The organism is Pseudomonas pudica (genome assembly GCF_015680405.1).
GTDB lineage: Bacteria > Pseudomonadota > Gammaproteobacteria > Pseudomonadales > Pseudomonadaceae > Aquipseudomonas > Aquipseudomonas pudica.
The window spans coordinates 1-19,189 of record NZ_JADLJS010000005.1 but is presented as its reverse complement, the minus strand read 5'-3'; the positions used below and the strand labels follow the sequence as shown (position 1 = coordinate 19,189).

The following is a 19,189-nucleotide window of genomic DNA, read 5'->3' as shown; positions in this document are numbered from 1 at the left end:
CCGCAAAACATCGGGCCAGAGCCTCTGGCCACCTTTCAGGGCAGGGCGAGCAATTTCTGAAAATTTATACTGTTCGAAGCTTTCGGCCCCGGAACGCCGGCTGCTGGACCACTTCTACCGTCAGCACGGCTCACGCATGCGTGCTGCGGGCGATGCTGAGCTGTGGGTGGCGCGGGGCCCCGGCATCATCGCAGGCTTGAGCCTGAGCCCGGTGGGGGATGGCTTCTGGCTGACCGGGTTGTTCGTCGACCCGCAGCGGCGCAGCCAGGGGGTGGCCGGGCGGTTGGTCGAGGCGGCGCTGGCGCAGGCTGGCGGGCCCACCTGGCTGTTCTGCCACCCGGACCTTGCGCCCTTCTACCAGCGCCTGGGCTTCGACATGGCCCTGCAGCTGCCGGAAGCCCTGGCTGGCCGCTTGCAACGCTATCAGCGCAGCAAGCGCCTGGTGGCACTGCAACGAGGTCAGTCGTCGCTGGCGTCGAGCCCGGGGAACAGCACCTCGGTGTAGCCGAACCGGGAAAAGTCCTGGATGCGTGACGGGTACAACCGACCGATCAGGTGGTCACATTCATGCTGCACCACCCGCGCATGGAAGCCGTCGGCAAAGCGGTTGATCGGATTGCCATGGGGGTCGATGCCTTCATAGCAGATGTGCTTGAAACGCGGCACCACACCGCGCAGGCCGGGCACTGAAAGGCAGCCTTCCCAACCATCCTCGATCTCGCTGGATGTCGGCGTGATGACCGGGTTGAGCAGGATGGTCTGCGGCACCGGTTCGGCATCCGGGTAGCGCTCGCTGCGCTCGAAGCCGAAGATCACCAGCTGCAGGTCGATGCCGATCTGTGGCGCGGCCAGCCCCACGCCGCCCACATGGCGCATGGTTTCGAACATGTCGTCGATCAGTTGCTGCAGTTCGGCACTGCCGAGCAGGTGCTCGGGCACTGGTGGGGCGATGCGCAGCAGTCGTTCGTCGCCCATCTTGAGAATGTCACGGATCATCGGGGTGTCGGCTCTGAAGATTGGTGCTCGCTCGGTACCGGGTGCTCATGGCCCAGCACGCTAATGGTCTCGCGGGGCTTGTGCTCATCGACGTCCTTCTCGCCAGGGTTCTTGCCCTCGCTCGACATGTGTTCGATCACTGCGTTCATCTCCGCGCCCAGCAGCAAAACGGCAGCAGAGATATAGAAATACAGCAATAGCACGATGATTGCACCGATACTGCCGTACATGGCGTTGTAGTCGGCAAAGGTCTTCACGTAGTAGGCAAAGCCCAGCGACGCCACGATCCAAACCACCACCGCCAGCACCGAGCCCGGGGTGATGAAGCGGAACTGCTGCTTCACATCGGGCATCACGTAGTAGATCAGCGCAACCGCCACCATCATCAGGATGATGATTGCCGGCCAGCGCAGAATGGTCCACACCGTGACGATCACCTCCTGCATGCCGACCTGGGCGGCAATCCACTCCATCACCTGCGGCCCCAGCACCATCAGCGCCGCAGCCACCAGCAACATGCCGGCAATGCCTACGGTGTAGACGATCGACAACGGGATGCGCTTCCACACGGGGCGGCCCTCGGGCACATCGTAGGCGGCGTTCATCGCGCTCATCATCAAGCGCACACCCGCCGATGCAGTCCACAGGGCAATCACGATACCCGCCGACAGCAGCCCGCCCTTGGACTGCTGCAACTGGTCGATCACCGGGTTCACCTGCTCCAGCGCCTGGGGTGGCAACACCAGCTCCGATTGAAGGCGCAGCCAGGAGAAGAAGTCCGGCAGGTGCAGGAAACCGATCAGGGCGATCAGGAATAGCAGGAAGGGGAATAACGAAAACAGCATCTGGTAGGCCAGCGCGGAAGCGTAGGTCGACATTTCGTCGTCGAGGAATTCCTTGACGGTGCGTACCAGCACGCGGTGCAGGGGCAGACCGCGCAGGTCGGGGAAAATCATAGCGTCTCCTTTCGCCGCTCGATTCGTGAGTACCACGGTAAGTCTAATAGACCATGCCGTTACTGTGCTGATCCCGGCCATGCTGCAAGAATTTGCTTACGCCAGTACCGGCCTCTTCGCGGGTAAACCCGCTCCCACAGGTGCTGTACAGTGCGTGAAGTCTGTGCAGCACCTGTGGGAGCGGGTTCGCCCGGGAAAAGGCCGGGACAGGCCACTTACATCAAGGCTTTTTCACCGCGTCCTTCACGTTGCCCTTGATCTGTTGCCCCTCGCCCTTGAGCTCCTGCGCTTCACCCTCGGCCCGCAGTCGCTCGTTGTCGGTCACTTTGCCGACACCCTGCTTGACGTTGCCGATCGCTTCGTTGGCCAGGCCTTTCGCTTTGTCTTTGGTACCGCTCATGGCAAAACTCCTGCAATTGGGGGCACGTGGACCGTGCCGACAGTCGGTGGACCCAACGCCTTCGCCAAGCGTTCCAACAGTTTTCTCGCCCTCGAGCCGAACGGCAAGGCGGTTGGCAAACCTTGCCCCGCTACCCGCCACCCCTCACAATGCAGGCCTTCATAGCGTCAACCCGCAGGAACCTGCATGAAACTCGACAAACCCGCCGCCATCGCCCGGCGCAACGAAGCACTGGCCCGCCCGGTGCTGACCAGCAGCAACACCCTGTTCGCCATCCTCGACCGCAAGCGCAACCTGTGGTGGTTCGAGGTGCCGGTGGCGCTGCTGCGCAAGGGCCAGCCCGACTGGGTCAACCTGCTGCTGCACACCCCGGAAAGCGACGAGCTGCAGCACTTGAAGGTGCCGACCAACTTCCTGCGTGCTCACCAGGAACAGATGGAAGTGCGCAACCCTGGCAAGCGCCGCTCGACCATCAGCCTGGCCCTCAGCGCCGACCGCGACTCGCTGCTGCGCGACACCCGCCCGGGTGGCGAGCAGCTGGACTTCCGTACCTTCGTGCAGGCCTGATCAGGCCTTCTCGATGCGATCGTCATGGATGACGATGCGGCCTTGCTTGAACAACCCGCCAATGGCCTTCTTGAAGTTGCCCTTGCTGACGTTGAACAGCTTGCTGATCAACGCCGGATCGCTCTTGTCGCACACCCCCAGCACTCCGCCTTCGGCCTCCAGGCGCGCCATGATCTGCTCCTGCAGGCTATCGGCCAGGGCAGCGCCGACCGGCTGCAGGCTCAAGGCGATCTTGCCGTCCGCGCGCACTTCCTTGATGAAACCCTTCTCATGCATGCCCGAGCGCAGGAACTTGAACACCTCGTTCTTGTGGATCAGGCCCCAGTGGCGGTTGTTGATAATCGCCTTGAAGCCCATTGGCGTCTCGCCGGCCACCAGAAGTTCGACCGGCTGGCCTACCTGGTAGTCCGCCGGGGTGCGGTCCAGGTAACGGTCCAGGCGAGAGGTGGCAGTGATGCGGCGGGTGCGCTTGTCGAGGTATACGTGCACCACGCAGTAGTCGCCGATCTTCAGCGGCCGCGCCTCTTCCGAGTACGGCATCAGCAGGTCCTTCGACAGGCCCCAGTCGAGGAAGATGCCGGCACCGTTGATGTCCTTGACCTTGAGGCTGGCGAACTCGCCAACCTGCACCTTGGGCTTTTCGGTGGTGGCGATCAGCTGGTCTTCGCTGTCCAGGTAGATGAACACGTTCAGCCAGTCATCCACTTCGGTTTCGGCGTTTTTCGGGATGTAGCGCCCGGGCAGCAGGATCTCGCCGTCGGCGCCGCCGTCCAGGTACAGGCCGAAGTCCACGTGTTTCACGATTTGCAAACTGTTGTAACGCCCAAGCAGAGCCATTTCCGATGTTCCTCAAGACAAGGCGACTATTCTACACCTGAAGCCAGCGCGCCGCCCGACCGCTGATGCAGTGGAACCGTCAGCGCCTCTTTGCGTCTACCGTCGGGCAAGCCCCCGCAAGGAACAGCCCATGCCGCTACGCCTGTCCAAAGCCCTGCTCGTCGCCATCGGCTGCGCCCTGGCCCTGGCCGCCTGCAGCCGTATCGACCTGGCCTACCGCAACCTCGACCGCCTGGTGCCGTGGTCGCTTGGCGACTACCTGGCCATGAACAGCGAGCAGAAGGCCATGCTTGACGACCGCCTGCGGGAGCACCTGGCCTGGCATTGCAAGACCCAGTTGCCCAGCTATCTCGACTGGCTGGACCGGGTACGCGACATGGTCGCCGACGACCAGGTGACCGACCAGGCCCTGCAGCAGCGTACCCGCGAAGCCCGCGAGGCGATTGGCCGGGTGGCCGAGGAAATCACCCCTTCGGCCACCGAACTGCTGCGCGGCATGAGCGATGCCCAGGTGGCGGAGATGCGCGAGGCCTTCCGCGAGGACATCAGCGAACGGCAGAAGAAGTATGTGGATACGCCGTTGGACAAGCAGATTGCCCGCCGTGCCGAACGCATGGAGAAACGCCTGACGCCATGGTTTGGCGAGCTGACCGCGGTACAAAAGCAGCGCGTGCAGGCCTGGTCCCAGGCGCTGGGCGACCAGAACCGCGAATGGATCGCCAACCGCGCGCACTGGCAACAGCAATTGCTGCTGGCGATGAACCAGCGCAACGACGCCAGTTTCGAGCCGCGCCTGGCGACGTTGTTGCAGCGCAAGGAGAGCTTGTGGACGCCGAAGTACCGGGCGGCGTACCAGAATACCGAGCAGCAGGCCCGCAGCTTGCTGGTGGACCTGGTGCACCAGAGTACCCCGCAGCAGCGGCGGTACCTGCAGGAGCGGCTGGGCAAGGTGCGCACCGATTTCAGTGAGTTGAAGTGTTTGAAAGGGTGAAGGTGGAAAGCAGGCCCGGCCTCTTCGCGGGTAAACCCGCTCCCACAGGGACCCACTGGTTTCAAATCCTGTGCCATACCCGGGAAGAGGCAAGGCCTGCTAAAGCACAGTCACCGCCCCTTGCGCCGATACGGAAACACATCGATCACCTTCCCTTCACGAATCGCCGCCTGCAGCCCCTTCCAGTAATCTGCGTCGTACAACTCCCCATGCAACCGGCTGAACAAGCGCCGCTGGCCGATATCGGCAAACAGGAACGGCGGAAACTCCTCGGGGAACACGTCATGCGGCCCGATCGAGTACCACGGCTCGCCCGACATCTCGTCTTCCGGGTAACGCGGCGGCGGGATATGGCGGAAGTTCACTTCGGTCAGGAAGCTGATCTCGTCATAGTCATAGAACACCACCCGGCCATGGCGGGTAACGCCAAAGTTCTTCAGCAACATGTCGCCTGGGAAAATATTCGCCGCCGCCAGCTGCTTGATGGCCAGGCCGTAATCCTCCAGCGCCTCCAGCACCTGGCCCTCGCTGGCGTGTTCCAGGTACAGGTTCAGCGGCGTCATGCGCCGTTCGGTCCAGCAGTGGCGGATCAGCACCGTGTCACCCTCCAGCGCCACGGTCGATGGCGCCACCTCCAGCAGTTCGGCCAGGCATTCCGGCTCGAACTTGCTGCGCGGAAAACGAAAATCGGCGAACTCCTGGGTATCGGCCATGCGCCCGACGCGGTCGACGCTTTTCACCAGCCGGTATTTGTCGATCACCGTGGCGCGGTCGACTGTCTTCGACGGTGAAAAACGGTCCTTGATGATCTTGAACACGGTATTGAAGCCCGGCAGGGTGAACACGCTCATGACCATGCCGCGCACCCCGGGCGCCATGACGAAGCGGTCGTCGCTGCTGGCCAGGTGGTTGATCAGCGCCCGGTAGAACTCCGACTTGCCGTGCTTGTAGAAACCGATGGAGGTATACAGCTCGGCAATGTGCTTGCCCGGCAAGATGCGCTTGAGGAAGTTGACGAACTCCGCCGGCACCGGCACATCGACCATGAAGTACGAGCGGGTGAAGGAAAAGATGATCGACACCTCGGCCTCGTCGGTGATCAGCGCATCGGCCTCGATACCGTGCCCTTCGCGGTGCAGCAGCGGGATTACCAGCGGCCACTGCTCGTCGCTGTTGAACAGCCGGCCGACCAGGTAGGCACCCTTGTTGCGGTAGAGCACCGGCACAAACAGCTCCAACGCCAGGGTCGAATCCTTGCATACCCAGTCCGGCAGGCACTCGCGCAACTGATCTTCCAGGCGCGCCAGGTCGCCCTCCAGGTCGCCGTACGGCACTTCGAACGGGTAATCGCTGAACACCGCCCGCAGCAGGCTCTTGAGCCCAGCGTCAGGCCGATAGGTACGGGTTTGCGCGGCGCGCTCACGGCTGCGCATGGACGGCCGGGTGGTGTGGATGAACATGCAGCCGTCGCTGATCTGGTCGTGGCTGAACAGGCTGCAGAACAGCGAGTTGTACCAAGTCTCGGACAGCTCGTCGTCCAGCCGTGGGTCGATCAGGTGGATATAGGCGTTCTTCACCAGGGGCCATTGATCCACATCCAGCAGCACATCCTCGGCGAAGCCCTGACGTAGCCAGCCGTTGACCTCGGCGACCTTCTCTTCATAGAGATTGATGCGGGCGGCGGAGGCACGCTGGATATCCTGCCAATGCGCCTGCTCGAAGCGCTTGCGGGCACCGAGGGTGATGCGCTGGAAGTGGTCGCGGTAGTTGTCGAAGCCGGCGAGGATCATCCGGGCGATTTCGACAGCGGGCCAGGGCTGGGACATGCGAAGACCTCGGTGCGGTGTTGAGTTACAGAGCTTAGTCGCCTCTTGGTTTTTGCGGAGCCTGTGCCGGCCTCTTCGCGGGCTCGCCCGCTCCCAGGATTACCACAGGGCCGAGCATTGCAGAGAACCTGTGGGAGCGAGCGTGCCCGCGAAGAGGCCGGCACAGGTTTACACCGCAAGAAAGCACAAGAATCCCCTGCCCCCCTGGCGTACACTCGCGCCCCTGCCCTGCCTCCGGAGACCGTTGTGAGCCCCATCGCCCTAGCCCGTCTGCTGACCCTTGCCGCCGTCTGGGGGGCGAGCTTCCTGTTCATGCGCATCATCGCCCCCGAACTGGGCACGGTGCCGACGGCGTTCTTCCGCGTGTCCATCGCCTGTCTGGGCCTGGTCGCCCTGCTTGCCGCCGCCCGCGTGCGCTGGGACTTCCAGGGCAAGCTCGGCGCCTGCCTGGTACTGGGCATGATCAACTCCGGTATCCCCGCCACCTTCTACTCCGTGGCCGCCCAGGTGCTGCCAGCCGGCTACTCGGCAATCTTCAACGCCACCACGCCGCTGATGGGCGTGCTGGTCGGCGTGCTGTTCTTCCGCGAACCGATGACCCTGGCCAAGCTCTGCGGCATCTTCCTGGGCCTGTTCGGCGTCGGCATCCTCAGCGGCGCCGGCCCGGTGGCCCTGGACCTGGCCCTGCTGCAAGGCGCCCTTGCCTGCCTGGCGGCCACCACCTGCTACGGCTTTGCCGGCTTCCTCGCCCGCCGCTGGGTCAGCGGCCTGGACAGCCGCCTGTCGGCACTGGGCAGCATGCTCGGCGCCACCTTGATGCTGAGCCCATTGTTCGCCTGGAGCGCGCTGAGCCAGCCACCGGCCAGCTGGGGCGGCTGGCAGGTGTGGCTGTCGCTGCTGGGCCTGGGCCTGCTGTGCACAGCGTTCGCCTACATCCTGTACTTCCGCCTGCTGGAGGAGATCGGCCCGGTCAAGGCTAGCACCGTGACCTTCCTGATCCCGGTATTCGGTGTATTGTGGGGTGCGTGGCTGCTGGACGAACCGCTGTCGATGGCGCACCTGTACGGCGGCCTGCTGATTGGCCTGGCATTGTGGCTGGTGCTGCGCCCGGCGCGCAGCTGAAGCGGGGTACAGGATGAACGACGCGTACAAGAAGGTCCTGTTCCGCCTGGAGCAGGACGAAAACGGCTACCCGCCCGCCTCGGTCGAGGGCCTGTGGGCCAAGGCCGTGGAAGGCGGCCATGCCGTCGACAACATTCCCTTCCATGTCTACGGCATCGCCCCGGGCGACGTGATCGGCACCCGTGAGGAAGCCGGCGAAACCTGGTTCGCCGAACTGCGCCACAGCAGCGGCAGTTCGGTGTTCCGGGTTATCGTCAGGCCCCCGGAAACCCTGGACCAGGTACGCGCGGCCTTGCACGACTTCGGCTGCAACTGCGAAACCGAGCAGGCGGTGAAGATGCTGGCGGTCGAGGTCCCGCCGCAGCGCTCGCTCGACACCTTGCTCTACTACCTGCTCACCCAGCGCGAAGCCGGCCTGCTGGACTTCGAGGAGGGCGTATTGCGCCACGCCATCCCCGAAGAATTCCGCTAGGGCCTACGCCTCGGCCAAGCGCGCGGCGGGCTTGCGGAACACGAACAGCAGGCCCACCACGATCAACCCCATGCCCAGCAGGCTGAGCGGTGCCAGGCGGTTGCCGAAGATCAGCAGGTCCATCACCGCGGTCACTGCCGGCACCAGGTAGAACAGGCTGGTGACATTGACCAGGTTACCCTTGGCGATCAGTCGGTACAGCAGCAGGGTCGCCAGCAGCGAGACCACCAGCCCCATCCACAGCAGCGCGCCGACGAAACCGCCAGTCCACTCCACATGCAACGGCTGCAGCGGCGCGAACAACGCGCACATGGCAAAGCCGGCCAGGTACTGCAGCGGCAGCGTGCCCATGGGGTTGTCGGTGATGCGCTTCTGCAGGATCGAGCCGAAGGTCATGCTGGCCAGCGCCAGCAGGGCGAACAGCATCCCCGCCAGCGACACCCCGCCCAAGTTGATGCCCTGGTAGACCACCATGATCAACCCGCCAAGCCCCAACCCTAGGCCGAACAAGCGGCTCCAGGAGCGCTGGCGCTCCATCAGCACCACGGTCAGGATCGGTTGTACGCCCATCACCGTGGCCATGATGCCGGGGGTGACATGGGTATCGAGCGCCAGCAGGTAAAAGATCTGGTAGGCGCCGAGCAGCACACAGCCAGTGCCCAGGGCCCGAAGGATGGCCCCGCGACTGCGCGGCCAGCGCAGCCCCAGCAACGGGCCGATCAGCAGCAGGCCGGCCAGGGCCAGCGCCGAGCGCAACAGCAGGAAGGCGAACGGGCTGGCATGCGCCAGGCCGAGCTTGGAGACGATCGCCCCGCTGCTCCACAGCAGGACGAACAGGCTGGTAGTGGCCGCCGAGGCCACGGATGCTTTGCTAAAGACAGACATGTATTGCCACCTGATTCAAGGCGAATAAGCCAGACGGACGGCGTGCGCTTCAGCGAGGGAAGCCGCCGACCGTGTTCAGTAGGTTGCGTGTGCGAAGGGTTGCGGCCAGAAGCCGATCAGCCCAGCACGACCACGCAAGGAGGCGGAGCTACGCCGCCTACGACGCCACTGACAGGTGGTGGTGGATAGTGACTGATCATCGCCGGCTGCTGGCAGCCACGCACGACCATGCCCGCGACTGGCGCGATGGCAAAGCTTGTGGTGGAAGGGCTGGCTGGCATGAACAGGTCTTCGGGAAGAGAACAATGGGCTGGACTATAGCCCGGTGCCCCATGCCTTGCAACCACTGCCTACGGTACTCGCGGGAACAGCTTTTGTGGGAGCGGCCTTGTGTCGCGAAAGGGCCGCAGAGCGGCCCCAGCAATATCTGCGGCGAAGCTGAGAGTGTGGGGCCGCTGCGCGCCCCTTTCGCGACACAAGGCCGCTCCCACAGTAAGACCGCGCTACCTTGGATGTTGGTTAATTTCTCACCGCCCCGGCTCGTCTGAATGCGAAACGCAGCCCGCATTCACCCGTTTCGAGGACCACCGATGAACGTATCCGCCTGGCTCTACCGGCCAGCCCAGATCACCTGCCTGCTGCTGGTCAGCGCCTACGCCCACGCCGCCAAGCCCGGCCACGTGTTCAAGGACTGCAAGGACTGCCCCGAGATGGTCGTACTGCCCGCCGGCAGCTACGTGATGGGTGCCCCCGATGACGAAGTCGGTCGCCAACCCGACGAGGGCCCGCTGCACACCGTGACCTTCGCCAAGCCCTTCGCCATGAGCCGCTACCAGGTCACCGCCGGCGAACTGGATGCCTACATCAAGGCCACCGGCACCGTCATCAGGAGCGGCGACGAGCGCCCCGGCCGCTGGTGCGAAGCCAGCAAGCCCAGCTACAAGCAAGGCCCCCGCCAGCCGGCGGTGTGCGTCGACTACGACGAGGTGCAGGCCTACACCCGATGGCTGGCGAAAACCACCGGCAAACCGTACCGCATGGTCAGCGAAGCCGAACGCGAATATGCCGCCCGTGCCGGTTCCAGCGGCCCGTTCCCCTTCCCCTTCGACGAACCGGGCAAGTACGAGATCAGCAAGCACGCCAACACCTATGGCCCCAAGGACGGTCATGCCTTCACCGCCCCGGTGGGCAGCTACCCGCCCAATGCCTTCGGCATGTACGACATGCACGGCAACGTCTACGAATGGGTCGCCGACTGCTACCACGACAGCTACGAAGGCGCCCCCACCGACGGCAGTGCCTGGATCCAGGACCCCAAGTGCATTCGCGCGCACATGCGCGGCAACGACTGGGGCGAGCCGCCGATCTTCTCCCGCTCGGCCAACCGCAACGACCGCCTCAAGACCACCCGGGGGGACTTCCTCGGCTTTCGCGTAGCACGCGAACTGTGAAGTTGTGACGCGGTTAACGCAGCACCGGCCAAAAAAATCGCCAATAAGAATCGTTCCGGTTTTTCACAGGTGCTGCGTCCTATAGCTGACATAGAAAAAAACCCTCTGCCAACGAGACCGCAATAGATGTCCAAGTCCCTCCCCGGCCCGCTCAACCCGCTTGCCAAAGCATTACTGATCCGTCATTCCCTTCGTCCCCAGCGCGCGTTCACACGCATCGGCCTGGGCCTGGCGATATCCGCTGCGATGGTTGCCCAGGTGCAGGCACAGGAGTGGACCCTGGATATTCCTGCGCAGTCGATGAATTCGGCGTTGCAGGCACTGGCCAGGCAGACCGATACCCAGTTGCTGTACAGCCCGGAAGATATCGGTGGCCTGCGCTCCTCTGCACTCAAAGGGCGCCATGACCTCGCTTCGTCCCTGCGCATCCTGCTGGGCGGCAGCGGGCTGCGTTATCAGATCGACGGCAACACCGTGACGGTAACAGCGAGTTCAGCCGCAAAGGACGGTCAGGTCGAGCTTTCGGCGACCAACGTCAATAGCGTGGGCCTGGGGGCCACTACCGAAGGCACGGGTTCCTACACTACCGGCGTGACCAGCACGGCCACCCGCATGAACCTGTCGATACGCGAAACACCACAAAGCATCAGCGTCATCACCCGTCAGCAAATGGACGACCAGCACCTGGCGACCATTACCGACGTGCTGAAGCAGAACCCGGGCATCACCATGTCCCAGGACGGTGGCGAGCGCTTTCACATCTATTCGCGCGGCTCGGAAATCAGTACCTACCAGCTCGATGGCGTGAACACCACGCAAGACTACCTGACGCGCAACATGCCCAACACCCTGATGGACATGGCCATGTTCGACCGCATCGAGATCGTCCGCGGTGCCACTGGCCTGATGACCGGTGCGGGCGAGCCCAACGGTGTGGTCAACATGGTACGCAAGCGCCCCACGCGAGAATTCCAGTCGTATGTGCAGGCCGGTGTGGGCTCGTGGGACTACTATCGCACCGAGGCCGACGTTTCCGGCCCGCTGATCGAAAGCGGCAAGCTGCGTGGCCGCCTGGTGGCCGCCAAGCAGAGCAACCAGAGCTACATGGACTGGTACAGCCAGGACCGTGACCTGGTCTACGGCGTGCTCGAAGCAGACCTGACCGATACCACCACCGTGCGCTTCGGCATGGACTACCAGACCTACGACGCCAATGGCGCGCCAGGTGTGCCGCTGTTCTTCAGCAATGGCCAGCCCACCAACTTCTCCCGCTCGACCAGTTCCGGGCCGCGCTGGATGTATGAAGACTACACCACCAAGAACTACTCCTTCGGCCTGGATCAGGAGCTTGGCAATGGTTGGCAGTTGAAAATGGCCGGCAACTACATGGATGTCGATCGCGACTCGCTGTCGGCGTTCTATCGCACCGGTGCCGGGGTCTCTACCCTCGATCAAGCCACCGGCAACGCCAAGTCCGACCTGCTGCAAGTCGATGCCCATCAGGTTCAGCGGGGCATGAACATCACGCTGCAGGGGCCTTTCGAGCTGTTTGGCCAGACCCACGAACTGGTTACCGGCTTCGACTACATGGATTACGAGAACAACCACTTCACCGGAACAGCTGGGGAAGCCACATTCAACTTCTACACCTGGGGCAATCGCATACCGCAACCTGGCAACTATTCGCCACTGCTGGATTATGATCTGACTATCCGCCAGACCGGCTACTTCATTGCCACCCGGTTCAACCTCACCGACGACCTGCACATGATTCTCGGTGCCCGTACCACCAATTACCGTTCGGACTCGAACCAGGTGGTATTGACCACTGGCAACGGCAACCCCACGCAACTGAATGAGCGCGGAGAGGTAACACCGTACGCCGGCCTGATCTACGACCTGACCGATGAGCAATCGGTGTACGCCAGCTACACCGATATCTTCAAGCCACAGACCAGCCGCGACCGTACCGGCAAGGTGCTGGACCCTGTAATCGGGCAGAACTATGAAATGGGCTGGAAGGGTGAATTCTACGACGGCCGCCTGAACGCCAACGCGGCGATCTACCTCATCAAGCGCGACAACCTTGCAGAGGAAGACACCGGCTTCAGCGTACCGGGCGTGCCTAACTCCACCGCTTACCGCGCGGTCAGCGGCGCCGAAACCAAAGGTATTGATCTTGAACTGTCCGGCGAAGTGGCTCGCGGGCTGGAAGTTCATACCGGTTACAGCCACTCCCGCACGGAAGATGCCAATGGCACTCGCCTGACATCTCAACTGCCGCTGGATACATTCCGCCTGTGGACTACCTACCGCCTGCCCGGCGAATGGGAGCGCCTGACTGTTGGTGGTGGGGTCAACTGGAACTCCCAGCAATCCCTGGCCACCCGCTACAACACGCGCATCACCCAGGAAGACTACGCCGTGGCCAGCCTGATGGCCCGCTACAAGATCAGCGAGCACCTGGCCGCCACGCTGAACGTGGACAACCTGTTCGACAAAAAGTACTACGCAGGCCTGGCCGGCAACTATGGCCACTATGGCGCGCCGAGAAACGCGACGCTGAACCTGCGCTACGATTTCTGATCAGCAGAACGAAAAAAGGCGACCCTGGAGGTCGCCTTTTTCATGCCTGCATGGTCTTCGCATCGGTACGCGGGCCGTTGCAGGAGCGGCCTTGTGTCGCGAAAGGGCCGCAACGCGGCCCCGGCGGCTCAGCAGTTATGCAGGAATTGCCGGGGCTGCCTTGCAGCCCTTTCGCGACACAAGGCCGCTCCTACAAAGAGTGAGCAGGTTTACGGGCTGATCGTATCTGCCAGCAACAGCCTGGCGATCATCCCCTCAAGGACATCCACCTGTTCGAGGATGTCATAGTGCCCGGCATCAACAGCAATGTCCTGGCAGCTACCCGAAATGCCACCCGCGTGCGCGCCCTCCCCCGCCCACCAGCAACTTGCCGCTGCCTCGGTAGACGGTAGCTGGCGCAATTGACGCGAAAGCGCCTTGAGTTTCATTGCCACAACAAAGGTCTGCGCCAGATCAGCGTTGCCGATTTCGGCATAGGCCGACTGTGCAGCCTGCGCGGCCCTTGCCGTTCCGATCACGCGCTCCAGGGCATCCTGAGTACTGCCGGCGGGCACGATCGGCAGCACCAGTGCATCGGCCGAAACCCCGAGAATCACCGCCAGGAAGCCACGCAGGTCGGCGCTCCAGTCACTTTCCTGCACGGCTTGCCTGGCCGAGGGCACGAAGCTGTCCACCAAGGCCAGCACCGCAACCCGCTGCCCCTGGCTTTCCAACTCCTTGGCCACCAACACCGCCAGGGTGCCGCCCAGCGACCAACCTGCCAGCTGATAAGGCCCTTCGGGTTGCTTCTGCCGAATGTACTGTGCGTAATCGATAGCCATCGTTTCCAGCGAATCATCCACCCAGGCGTGATCCAGCAGCATCCGGCATTGCAGGCCATAAACCGTGCAACGGCCTTCCAGCCGGCGCGCCAATGGCTCGTAATCGAACACCGTGCCAAACCCGGCATGCAGGCAGAACAGCGGCGTACTCACGCTCACTCGGCTGTTCAGCAACAACAGCGGGTCCAGGCTGGCATCGTCGGGGGCATAACCCGACAACTCGGCGATGGTCGGCCGGGCAATCACATCACGCAGTTTCAGTTCGATAGGCAAATCCTCGCAGGCGCGGACCTTGGACAGCATCTTAAGCACGCGCAGCGAGTCACCACCCAGTTCGAAGAAGTTGTCATCGACACCGACCTGCTCGACTTGCAGTACTTCCTGCCAGATCGCTGCCAGCGCCTGCTCGATCGCATTACGCGGGGCAACCCATGCCCGGCTTGCGGCAAACTCGGGTGCCGGCAGGCCATTGCGGTCGATCTTGCCGTTGGGGGTGAGCGGCAGCGCCGGCATCAGTACAAGCTGTGCCGGCACCATGTGATCCGGCAGGTCGGCGCGCAGGGCATCACGTAATTGCTCGGCGCGGGTATCGGCTTTGTCCGTTACCACGTAGCCGATCAGTTGCTTGCCCGTGCTGATGTCACGCGCCACCACCACGGCATCGCGCACGCCAGCCAGGTTGCGCAAGCGTGCCTCGATTTCTCCCGGCTCGATGCGGAACCCTCGAATCTTCAGCTGGTTGTCCAGCCGCCCGAGGAAGTCGATGACGCCATCGGCGCGGCGACGCACCCGGTCACCGGTACGGTACAGTCGGCCACCCGTGGCAAACGGGTCGGCCACGAAGCGCTCGGCCGTGAGTGCGGCCCGCTGGTGATAGCCACGCGCCACGCCCTCTCCGCCGATATAAAGCTCACCGGCCACACCATCGGGCAGCGGGTTGAGGTGCTGGTCCAGCACGTGCAGCGCACGCTCGCCAACGCGGTCGCCGATCGGCGCGTACACAGCCTCACAGGTTCGTTGCACCGGCACTTTCCACAGCAAAGGCGTAACCACGGTTTCCGTCGGCCCATAGCCGTTGGTCAACCAGCGCGGGCGCAGCGTGCGCTTGACGTGCTCGAACAGGGCGTCCGGTACCGCATCGCCGCCAAAGCAGTACACCCGCACTGCTGGCGCGGGCTGCTGCTGGCTATCGGCGAATTCGGCCAACTGTTGCAGGTAGGCCGGCGGGAAGCAGGCGATGTCGATACGCTGGGCATGCAAGGTCTGCCAGGTTTCTTCTGCCGTCCACAGCCGGTTGTCACGCACCACCAGGCAACCACCCGAGGACAACGTCGACAGCCAGCGTTCCTGCGCCCCGTCGAAGGCGAACGACATGAACAGCAGCTCGCGGGTGTGCAGGTCCATCTCGTACAGCCCGGCGATGGCCTGGCAGTGCATGCGAATCTGGCCATGGCTCACCGCCACACCTTTGGGCTTGCCAGTAGAACCAGACGTGTAGATCAGATAAGCCAGGTTATCCGCGCACGCGCGCTGTACAGGTGCAGTAGCAGGCAGATGGTCCAGCGCTTGCTCGTCGAGCTCGACGCACCGCGCTACCTGGGTAAAGCGCTGGCGCAGGCCACTGCTGCTGACCAGCAGGTGCATTGCCGAGTCCTCGACAATCCACTGCAGGCGCTCTTGTGGGTAGTCGATATCCAGTGGCACATAAGCTGCGCCAGTCTTCATCACTGCCAGGAAGGCCACGATCACCTCCACCGACCGCTCCAGGGCAATGCCCACGCAGCTTTCCGGGCGCACGCCCTGCGCGATCAGGTGGTGGGCAAGGCGGTTCGCGCGAGCGTCCAGCTGGGCATAGGTCAACTGTTGGCCACCGCAGACTACCGCCATGGCCTCACCACGCTCACGGGCATGCCCGGCGATACGCTCGGCGAGCAGCGGCTGCTCGCGCCCAGGTGCCGCAAGCTGGTTGCGCAGGTCGGCGTGCCTTGCCTGCGCCGGCGTCAGCATGCCCAGGCTGCCCAGCGTGGCCTGGGGATTGTCCAGCATGGCGCTCAGCAGGCTTTCGAAACTGCCGCGCAGGCACTCGACAGCGGCTTCGGTAAAGCGGTTGCGCAGGTACAGGAACTCTACCGAAAAGGTTTCGCCCAATTGCACGGCCAGGTCCATGGCATAGTTGGTGACGTCGCGGTTACGTACTTCACCAAAGCGCAACGTTCCGCCGCCGCCCTCGCGCAGGCGATCGTCAACCGGGTAGTTCTCGAACACCACGATGCTGTCGAACAGCGCTTGCCCTGGCCGCCCGGCCCAGCGTTGTACATCGGCCAGCGCTGCATGCTCGTGGTCGCGCAGCTCCAGGTTGTAGTGCTGCAGCTGGTGCAGCCAGTCGCTGACAATGTGCTGGGGTTGCGGCGCCTGCACCACCGGTAGCGTGTTGATGAACAGCCCCAGCATCTCGCCTGCACCAGCCAGGCTGCTGGGGCGCCCGGCCACTGTGGCGCCGAAGCACACGCTGGCCTGGCCGGTGTAGCGTTGCAGCAGCAACAGCCAGGTGGCCTGGACCAGGGTATTGGGCGTGACCCTCAGGCGCCGGGCCTGGTCACGCAGGTGTTGCGTGCGCTGCGCATCCCAATGGAGGTACAGCGCATGGTGCCCGACAAGCTTGCCGTCCGCCTGCGGCGCAACACTTTCGGCCAACAGCGTCGGCCCCTCCAGGGCACGCAGCTTCTCGCTCCAGAACTGCTCCAGCTTGCCCATCGGCTGCTCGGCGAGCCAACGGATGTAGTCACCGAAGCGCCCCCCCGCATGGCTGGCAGGCCGGCCGTGATAAACCTGCAACACCTCGCCCAGCAACCGTGAATTGCTCCAGCCATCCATGAGGATGTGGTGACGCGACCAGATCAGGTGCAGGCGTTGCTCGTCCACTCGAACCAGCGTCAGGCGCATCAGGGGGGCACACGCCAGGTCGAAGCCTTCGGCAGCCTCTTCGGCTGCCAGCGCCTGCAAGGCGTCGCTGGTCACCTCACGCCCACGCCAGTCGAGCACGCGCAGCGGCAGACTGGCCTGACGCTGCACCACCTGCAAGGGCTCCGCCCACCGGGCCGATGACAGGAAGACCGTGCGCAGGATGTCGTGGCTGGCGATCACCTGGTTCCAGGCCGCGACGAAGCGGTCGATGTCCAGGCCGTGCACATCAACCGCAGTCTGGTTGATGTACAGCGCGGCGTCGCTCTCCTGCAGGGTATGGAACAGCATGCCCTGTTGCATCGGCGACAGCGGGTAGATATCGGCAATCTGAGCAGCAGGTACCGGCAGGTCGTCCAGTTGCGCCTGGCTCAGACGGGCCAATGGGAAGTCCGATGGCGTGAGGCCTTGGGTGTCATCCTGGCAGCAATGGTCGATCAAGGCCTTGAGTTCTTTTGCATAGGCATCGGCCAGTTGCTGGATGGTCGAGGTATCGAAGACTTCACGGCTGAACGTCCAGCCCAGTGTCAGCTCGCCGCCGTACACCTGCCCATTGAGCGCCAGCAGGCTGCTCAATGGCGCGCCCTCATCCTGGTTCAGCCCGGCATTCTCGCGGGCCGGTTTGAACAGGCTCGCCTGCTGGTCGAAGCTGCCATCGAACTGCCCCAGGTAGTTGAAGATGATCGCCCCCTGGGCCAGCGCCGCTAACGTCTGCCGAGCTTCACCAGCCCCCAGGTAACGCAGCACACCATAGCCCAGGCCCTTGTGGGGCACCGCGCGCAGTTGCTCCTTGATGGTCTTGATCGAGCTGGCCAGCTCGGGCTGAGGGCTGAGGTTGACCGGGTACATGCTGGTGAACCAACCCACCGTGCGGCTCAGGTCGATACCGTCGAACAGGTCTTCGCGGCCATGGCCTTCCAGGCGTACCAGTACCTGCGGCTGCGCAGTCCAACGGCTGACCACACGGGCCAATGCCGTCAACAACAGGTCGTTGATCTGCGTGCGATAGGCTGCCGGTGCCTGCTGCAGCAGCTTGCGGGTCCAGAGCGGGTCCAGGCGAGTGCTGACCGACGTTGCATGCTTCTGCCGGTTTTCGCCCTGGGGATGATCGCAAGGCAAAGCATCGCTGGCGCCTTGCAGTTGATCACGCCAGTAGTGCAGTTCATGTTGCAGTGCCTGGCTGCTGGCATAGGCCTGCAGCTGTTCGGCCCAGACCTTGAACGCGCTGGTCTTGGCCGGCAACTTCAGCGGCTGGCCGAGGGCAAGCGCCTGGTAGGCCTGTTGCAGGTCTTCCAGCAGGATCCGCCATGACACGCCATCGACCACCAGATGATGAATGACCAGCAGCAGCCGCTGGCTGCCGTCTGCCAGCGTTGCCAGCACGGCGCGCAACAGTGGCCCCTGAGCCAGGTTCAGGCTGCGCTGGGCCTGATCGGCCAAGCGTTCCAGCGTCTCGCTATCAACACACTCGCGAACCCATAGCAGCTCGGTCGATACCGGCGCGCCGATCGTGGCCTGCCAGCGCCCGGCACTCTGCCAGGCATTGAGCCGTAGCAGGTCGTGATGGGCATGCAGGTTGCCCAGCGCCATGTTCAAAAGGTGCGCATCCAGTGCCTCAACAGGTTCGAGCAGCACCGACTGGTTCCAGTGGTCACGTACTACAAGCGCTTGCTCGAAGAACCAGTGCTGCACCGGAACAAGTGGCAGAGGCCCGGTGACCGCGCCCTGCTCCAGCACTTGTGCTTCGCTGCACCGGGCAACCGAGGCCAGCCCCTGCACTGTCTGATGCTGCAGCAACTCCTTGGGGGTGAACTGGATATCCACCTGGCGCGCACGGCTGACCACTTGCAACGAAATGATCGAATCGCCGCCCAGCTCGAAGAAGTTGTCGGTCAGGCCGACCTTCTCCAGCTTCAGCACATCCGCCCAGATCGCCGCGATCTGCTGTTCCAGATCGCTCTGCGGCGCGACGTACTCGCCCTGCAACTGGCTGGCATCCGGCTGCGGCAGGGCCTTGCGGTCCAGCTTGCCGTTCGGCGTCACCGGCAGCTTGCCGAGCAGCAGCAGGTGCGCCGGCACCATGTAGTCCGGCAAACCGGCCTTCAGCGCCTCGCGCAGGCTGTCGCGCAATGCACCTTCGTCTTGCGAGCTGTCGGCAGGCACCACATAACCCACCAGCTGCTTGCCGCTTGGCCCGTCCAAGGCCAACACCACGGCTTCCTGCACGCTCGGCAGCTCCAGCAGGCGCGCCTCGATCTCGCCCAGCTCGATACGCAAGCCGCGGATCTTCACCTGGTGGTCGATGCGCCCGGCGTAGT

Annotated in this window: 15 protein-coding genes; 7 read left to right on the top strand and 8 right to left on the bottom strand. The window is 63.6% G+C overall.

Annotation, left to right across the window (positions count from 1 at the left end; all coding sequences use genetic code 11):
- Positions 1 to 136: 136 nt before the first annotated feature.
- Entirely contained in the window at positions 137 to 505 is a 369-nt protein-coding gene (locus IRZ77_RS05405; RefSeq protein ID WP_046614689.1) for a GNAT family N-acetyltransferase, read from the top strand.
- On the opposite strand, the gene def is transcribed toward IRZ77_RS05405, so the two are convergent.
- The 3 genes from def to IRZ77_RS05390 form a co-directional block, all read right to left on the bottom strand.
- The gene (def, locus tag IRZ77_RS05400) at positions 460 to 996 is read right to left on the bottom strand and encodes a peptide deformylase (RefSeq protein WP_135003020.1); all 537 of its coding nucleotides are present in this window, start codon (positions 994 to 996) and stop codon (positions 460 to 462) included. The genes IRZ77_RS05405 and def overlap by 46 nt on opposite strands.
- On the bottom strand, positions 993 to 1,952 hold the full coding sequence (locus tag IRZ77_RS05395) for a YihY/virulence factor BrkB family protein (RefSeq protein WP_046614691.1): 960 nt from the start codon (positions 1,950 to 1,952) through the stop codon (positions 993 to 995). Before IRZ77_RS05395 ends, def begins: the two co-directional genes overlap by 4 nt.
- 220 nt (positions 1,953 to 2,172) lie before the next feature.
- A complete protein-coding gene (locus IRZ77_RS05390) occupies positions 2,173 to 2,352 on the bottom strand; it encodes a CsbD family protein (RefSeq protein ID WP_015271319.1) in 180 nt (59 codons plus the stop codon).
- 186 nt (positions 2,353 to 2,538) lie between these two features.
- Between IRZ77_RS05390 and IRZ77_RS05385 the strand changes: the two genes are divergently transcribed.
- Entirely contained in the window at positions 2,539 to 2,919 is a 381-nt protein-coding gene (locus tag IRZ77_RS05385; protein WP_013973727.1) for a hypothetical protein, read from the top strand.
- Here IRZ77_RS05385 and IRZ77_RS05380 read toward each other — a convergent pair whose 3' ends face one another.
- Positions 2,920 to 3,756 carry a CvfB family protein gene (locus IRZ77_RS05380; protein WP_013973728.1) on the bottom strand — a complete coding sequence of 279 codons (837 nt, stop codon included), beginning with the start codon at positions 3,754 to 3,756 and terminating at the stop codon, positions 2,920 to 2,922.
- Positions 3,757 to 3,886: 130 nt separating this feature from the next.
- Here IRZ77_RS05380 and IRZ77_RS05375 point away from each other — a divergent pair, with 130 nt between their 5' ends.
- Entirely contained in the window at positions 3,887 to 4,747 is an 861-nt protein-coding gene (locus tag IRZ77_RS05375; protein ID WP_196173059.1) for a DUF6279 family lipoprotein, read from the top strand.
- Positions 4,748 to 4,857: 110 nt separating this feature from the next.
- Here the strand turns inward: IRZ77_RS05375 and aceK are convergent, their stop codons facing one another.
- A complete protein-coding gene (gene aceK / locus IRZ77_RS05370) occupies positions 4,858 to 6,573 on the bottom strand; it encodes a bifunctional isocitrate dehydrogenase kinase/phosphatase (protein WP_153671752.1) in 1,716 nt (571 codons plus the stop codon).
- Positions 6,574 to 6,819: 246 nt separating this feature from the next.
- On the opposite strand from aceK, the gene IRZ77_RS05365 reads away from it, so the two are divergent.
- Both IRZ77_RS05365 and IRZ77_RS05360 read left to right on the top strand, forming a co-directional pair.
- Positions 6,820 to 7,695 (top strand): DMT family transporter, encoded by an 876-nt coding sequence (locus tag IRZ77_RS05365; RefSeq protein WP_046614694.1) that lies wholly within the window; start codon positions 6,820 to 6,822, stop codon positions 7,693 to 7,695.
- A gap of 13 nt (positions 7,696 to 7,708) precedes the next feature.
- A complete protein-coding gene (locus IRZ77_RS05360; RefSeq protein ID WP_085602086.1) occupies positions 7,709 to 8,167 on the top strand; it encodes a DUF4265 domain-containing protein in 459 nt (152 codons plus the stop codon).
- Between the two features lie 3 nt (positions 8,168 to 8,170).
- Here the strand turns inward: IRZ77_RS05360 and IRZ77_RS05355 are convergent, their stop codons facing one another.
- Positions 8,171 to 9,052 (bottom strand): DMT family transporter, encoded by an 882-nt coding sequence (locus IRZ77_RS05355; protein WP_041505660.1) that lies wholly within the window; start codon positions 9,050 to 9,052, stop codon positions 8,171 to 8,173.
- Between the two features lie 116 nt (positions 9,053 to 9,168).
- A complete protein-coding gene (locus tag IRZ77_RS05350; protein ID WP_170304001.1) occupies positions 9,169 to 9,333 on the bottom strand; it encodes a hypothetical protein in 165 nt (54 codons plus the stop codon).
- A gap of 309 nt (positions 9,334 to 9,642) precedes the next feature.
- Between IRZ77_RS05350 and pvdO the strand changes: the two genes are divergently transcribed.
- Together pvdO and IRZ77_RS05340 are read left to right on the top strand one after the other, a co-directional pair.
- A complete protein-coding gene (gene pvdO, locus IRZ77_RS05345; protein ID WP_196173057.1) occupies positions 9,643 to 10,503 on the top strand; it encodes a dihydropyoverdine dehydrogenase in 861 nt (286 codons plus the stop codon).
- A gap of 126 nt (positions 10,504 to 10,629) precedes the next feature.
- The gene (locus IRZ77_RS05340; RefSeq protein ID WP_196173055.1) at positions 10,630 to 13,089 is read left to right on the top strand and encodes a TonB-dependent siderophore receptor; all 2,460 of its coding nucleotides are present in this window, start codon (positions 10,630 to 10,632) and stop codon (positions 13,087 to 13,089) included.
- Between the two features lie 209 nt (positions 13,090 to 13,298).
- Here the strand turns inward: IRZ77_RS05340 and IRZ77_RS05335 are convergent.
- Positions 13,299 to 19,189: non-ribosomal peptide synthetase (locus IRZ77_RS05335; RefSeq protein WP_196173052.1), on the bottom strand; the 5,891-nt coding region annotated here is incomplete at its 5' end.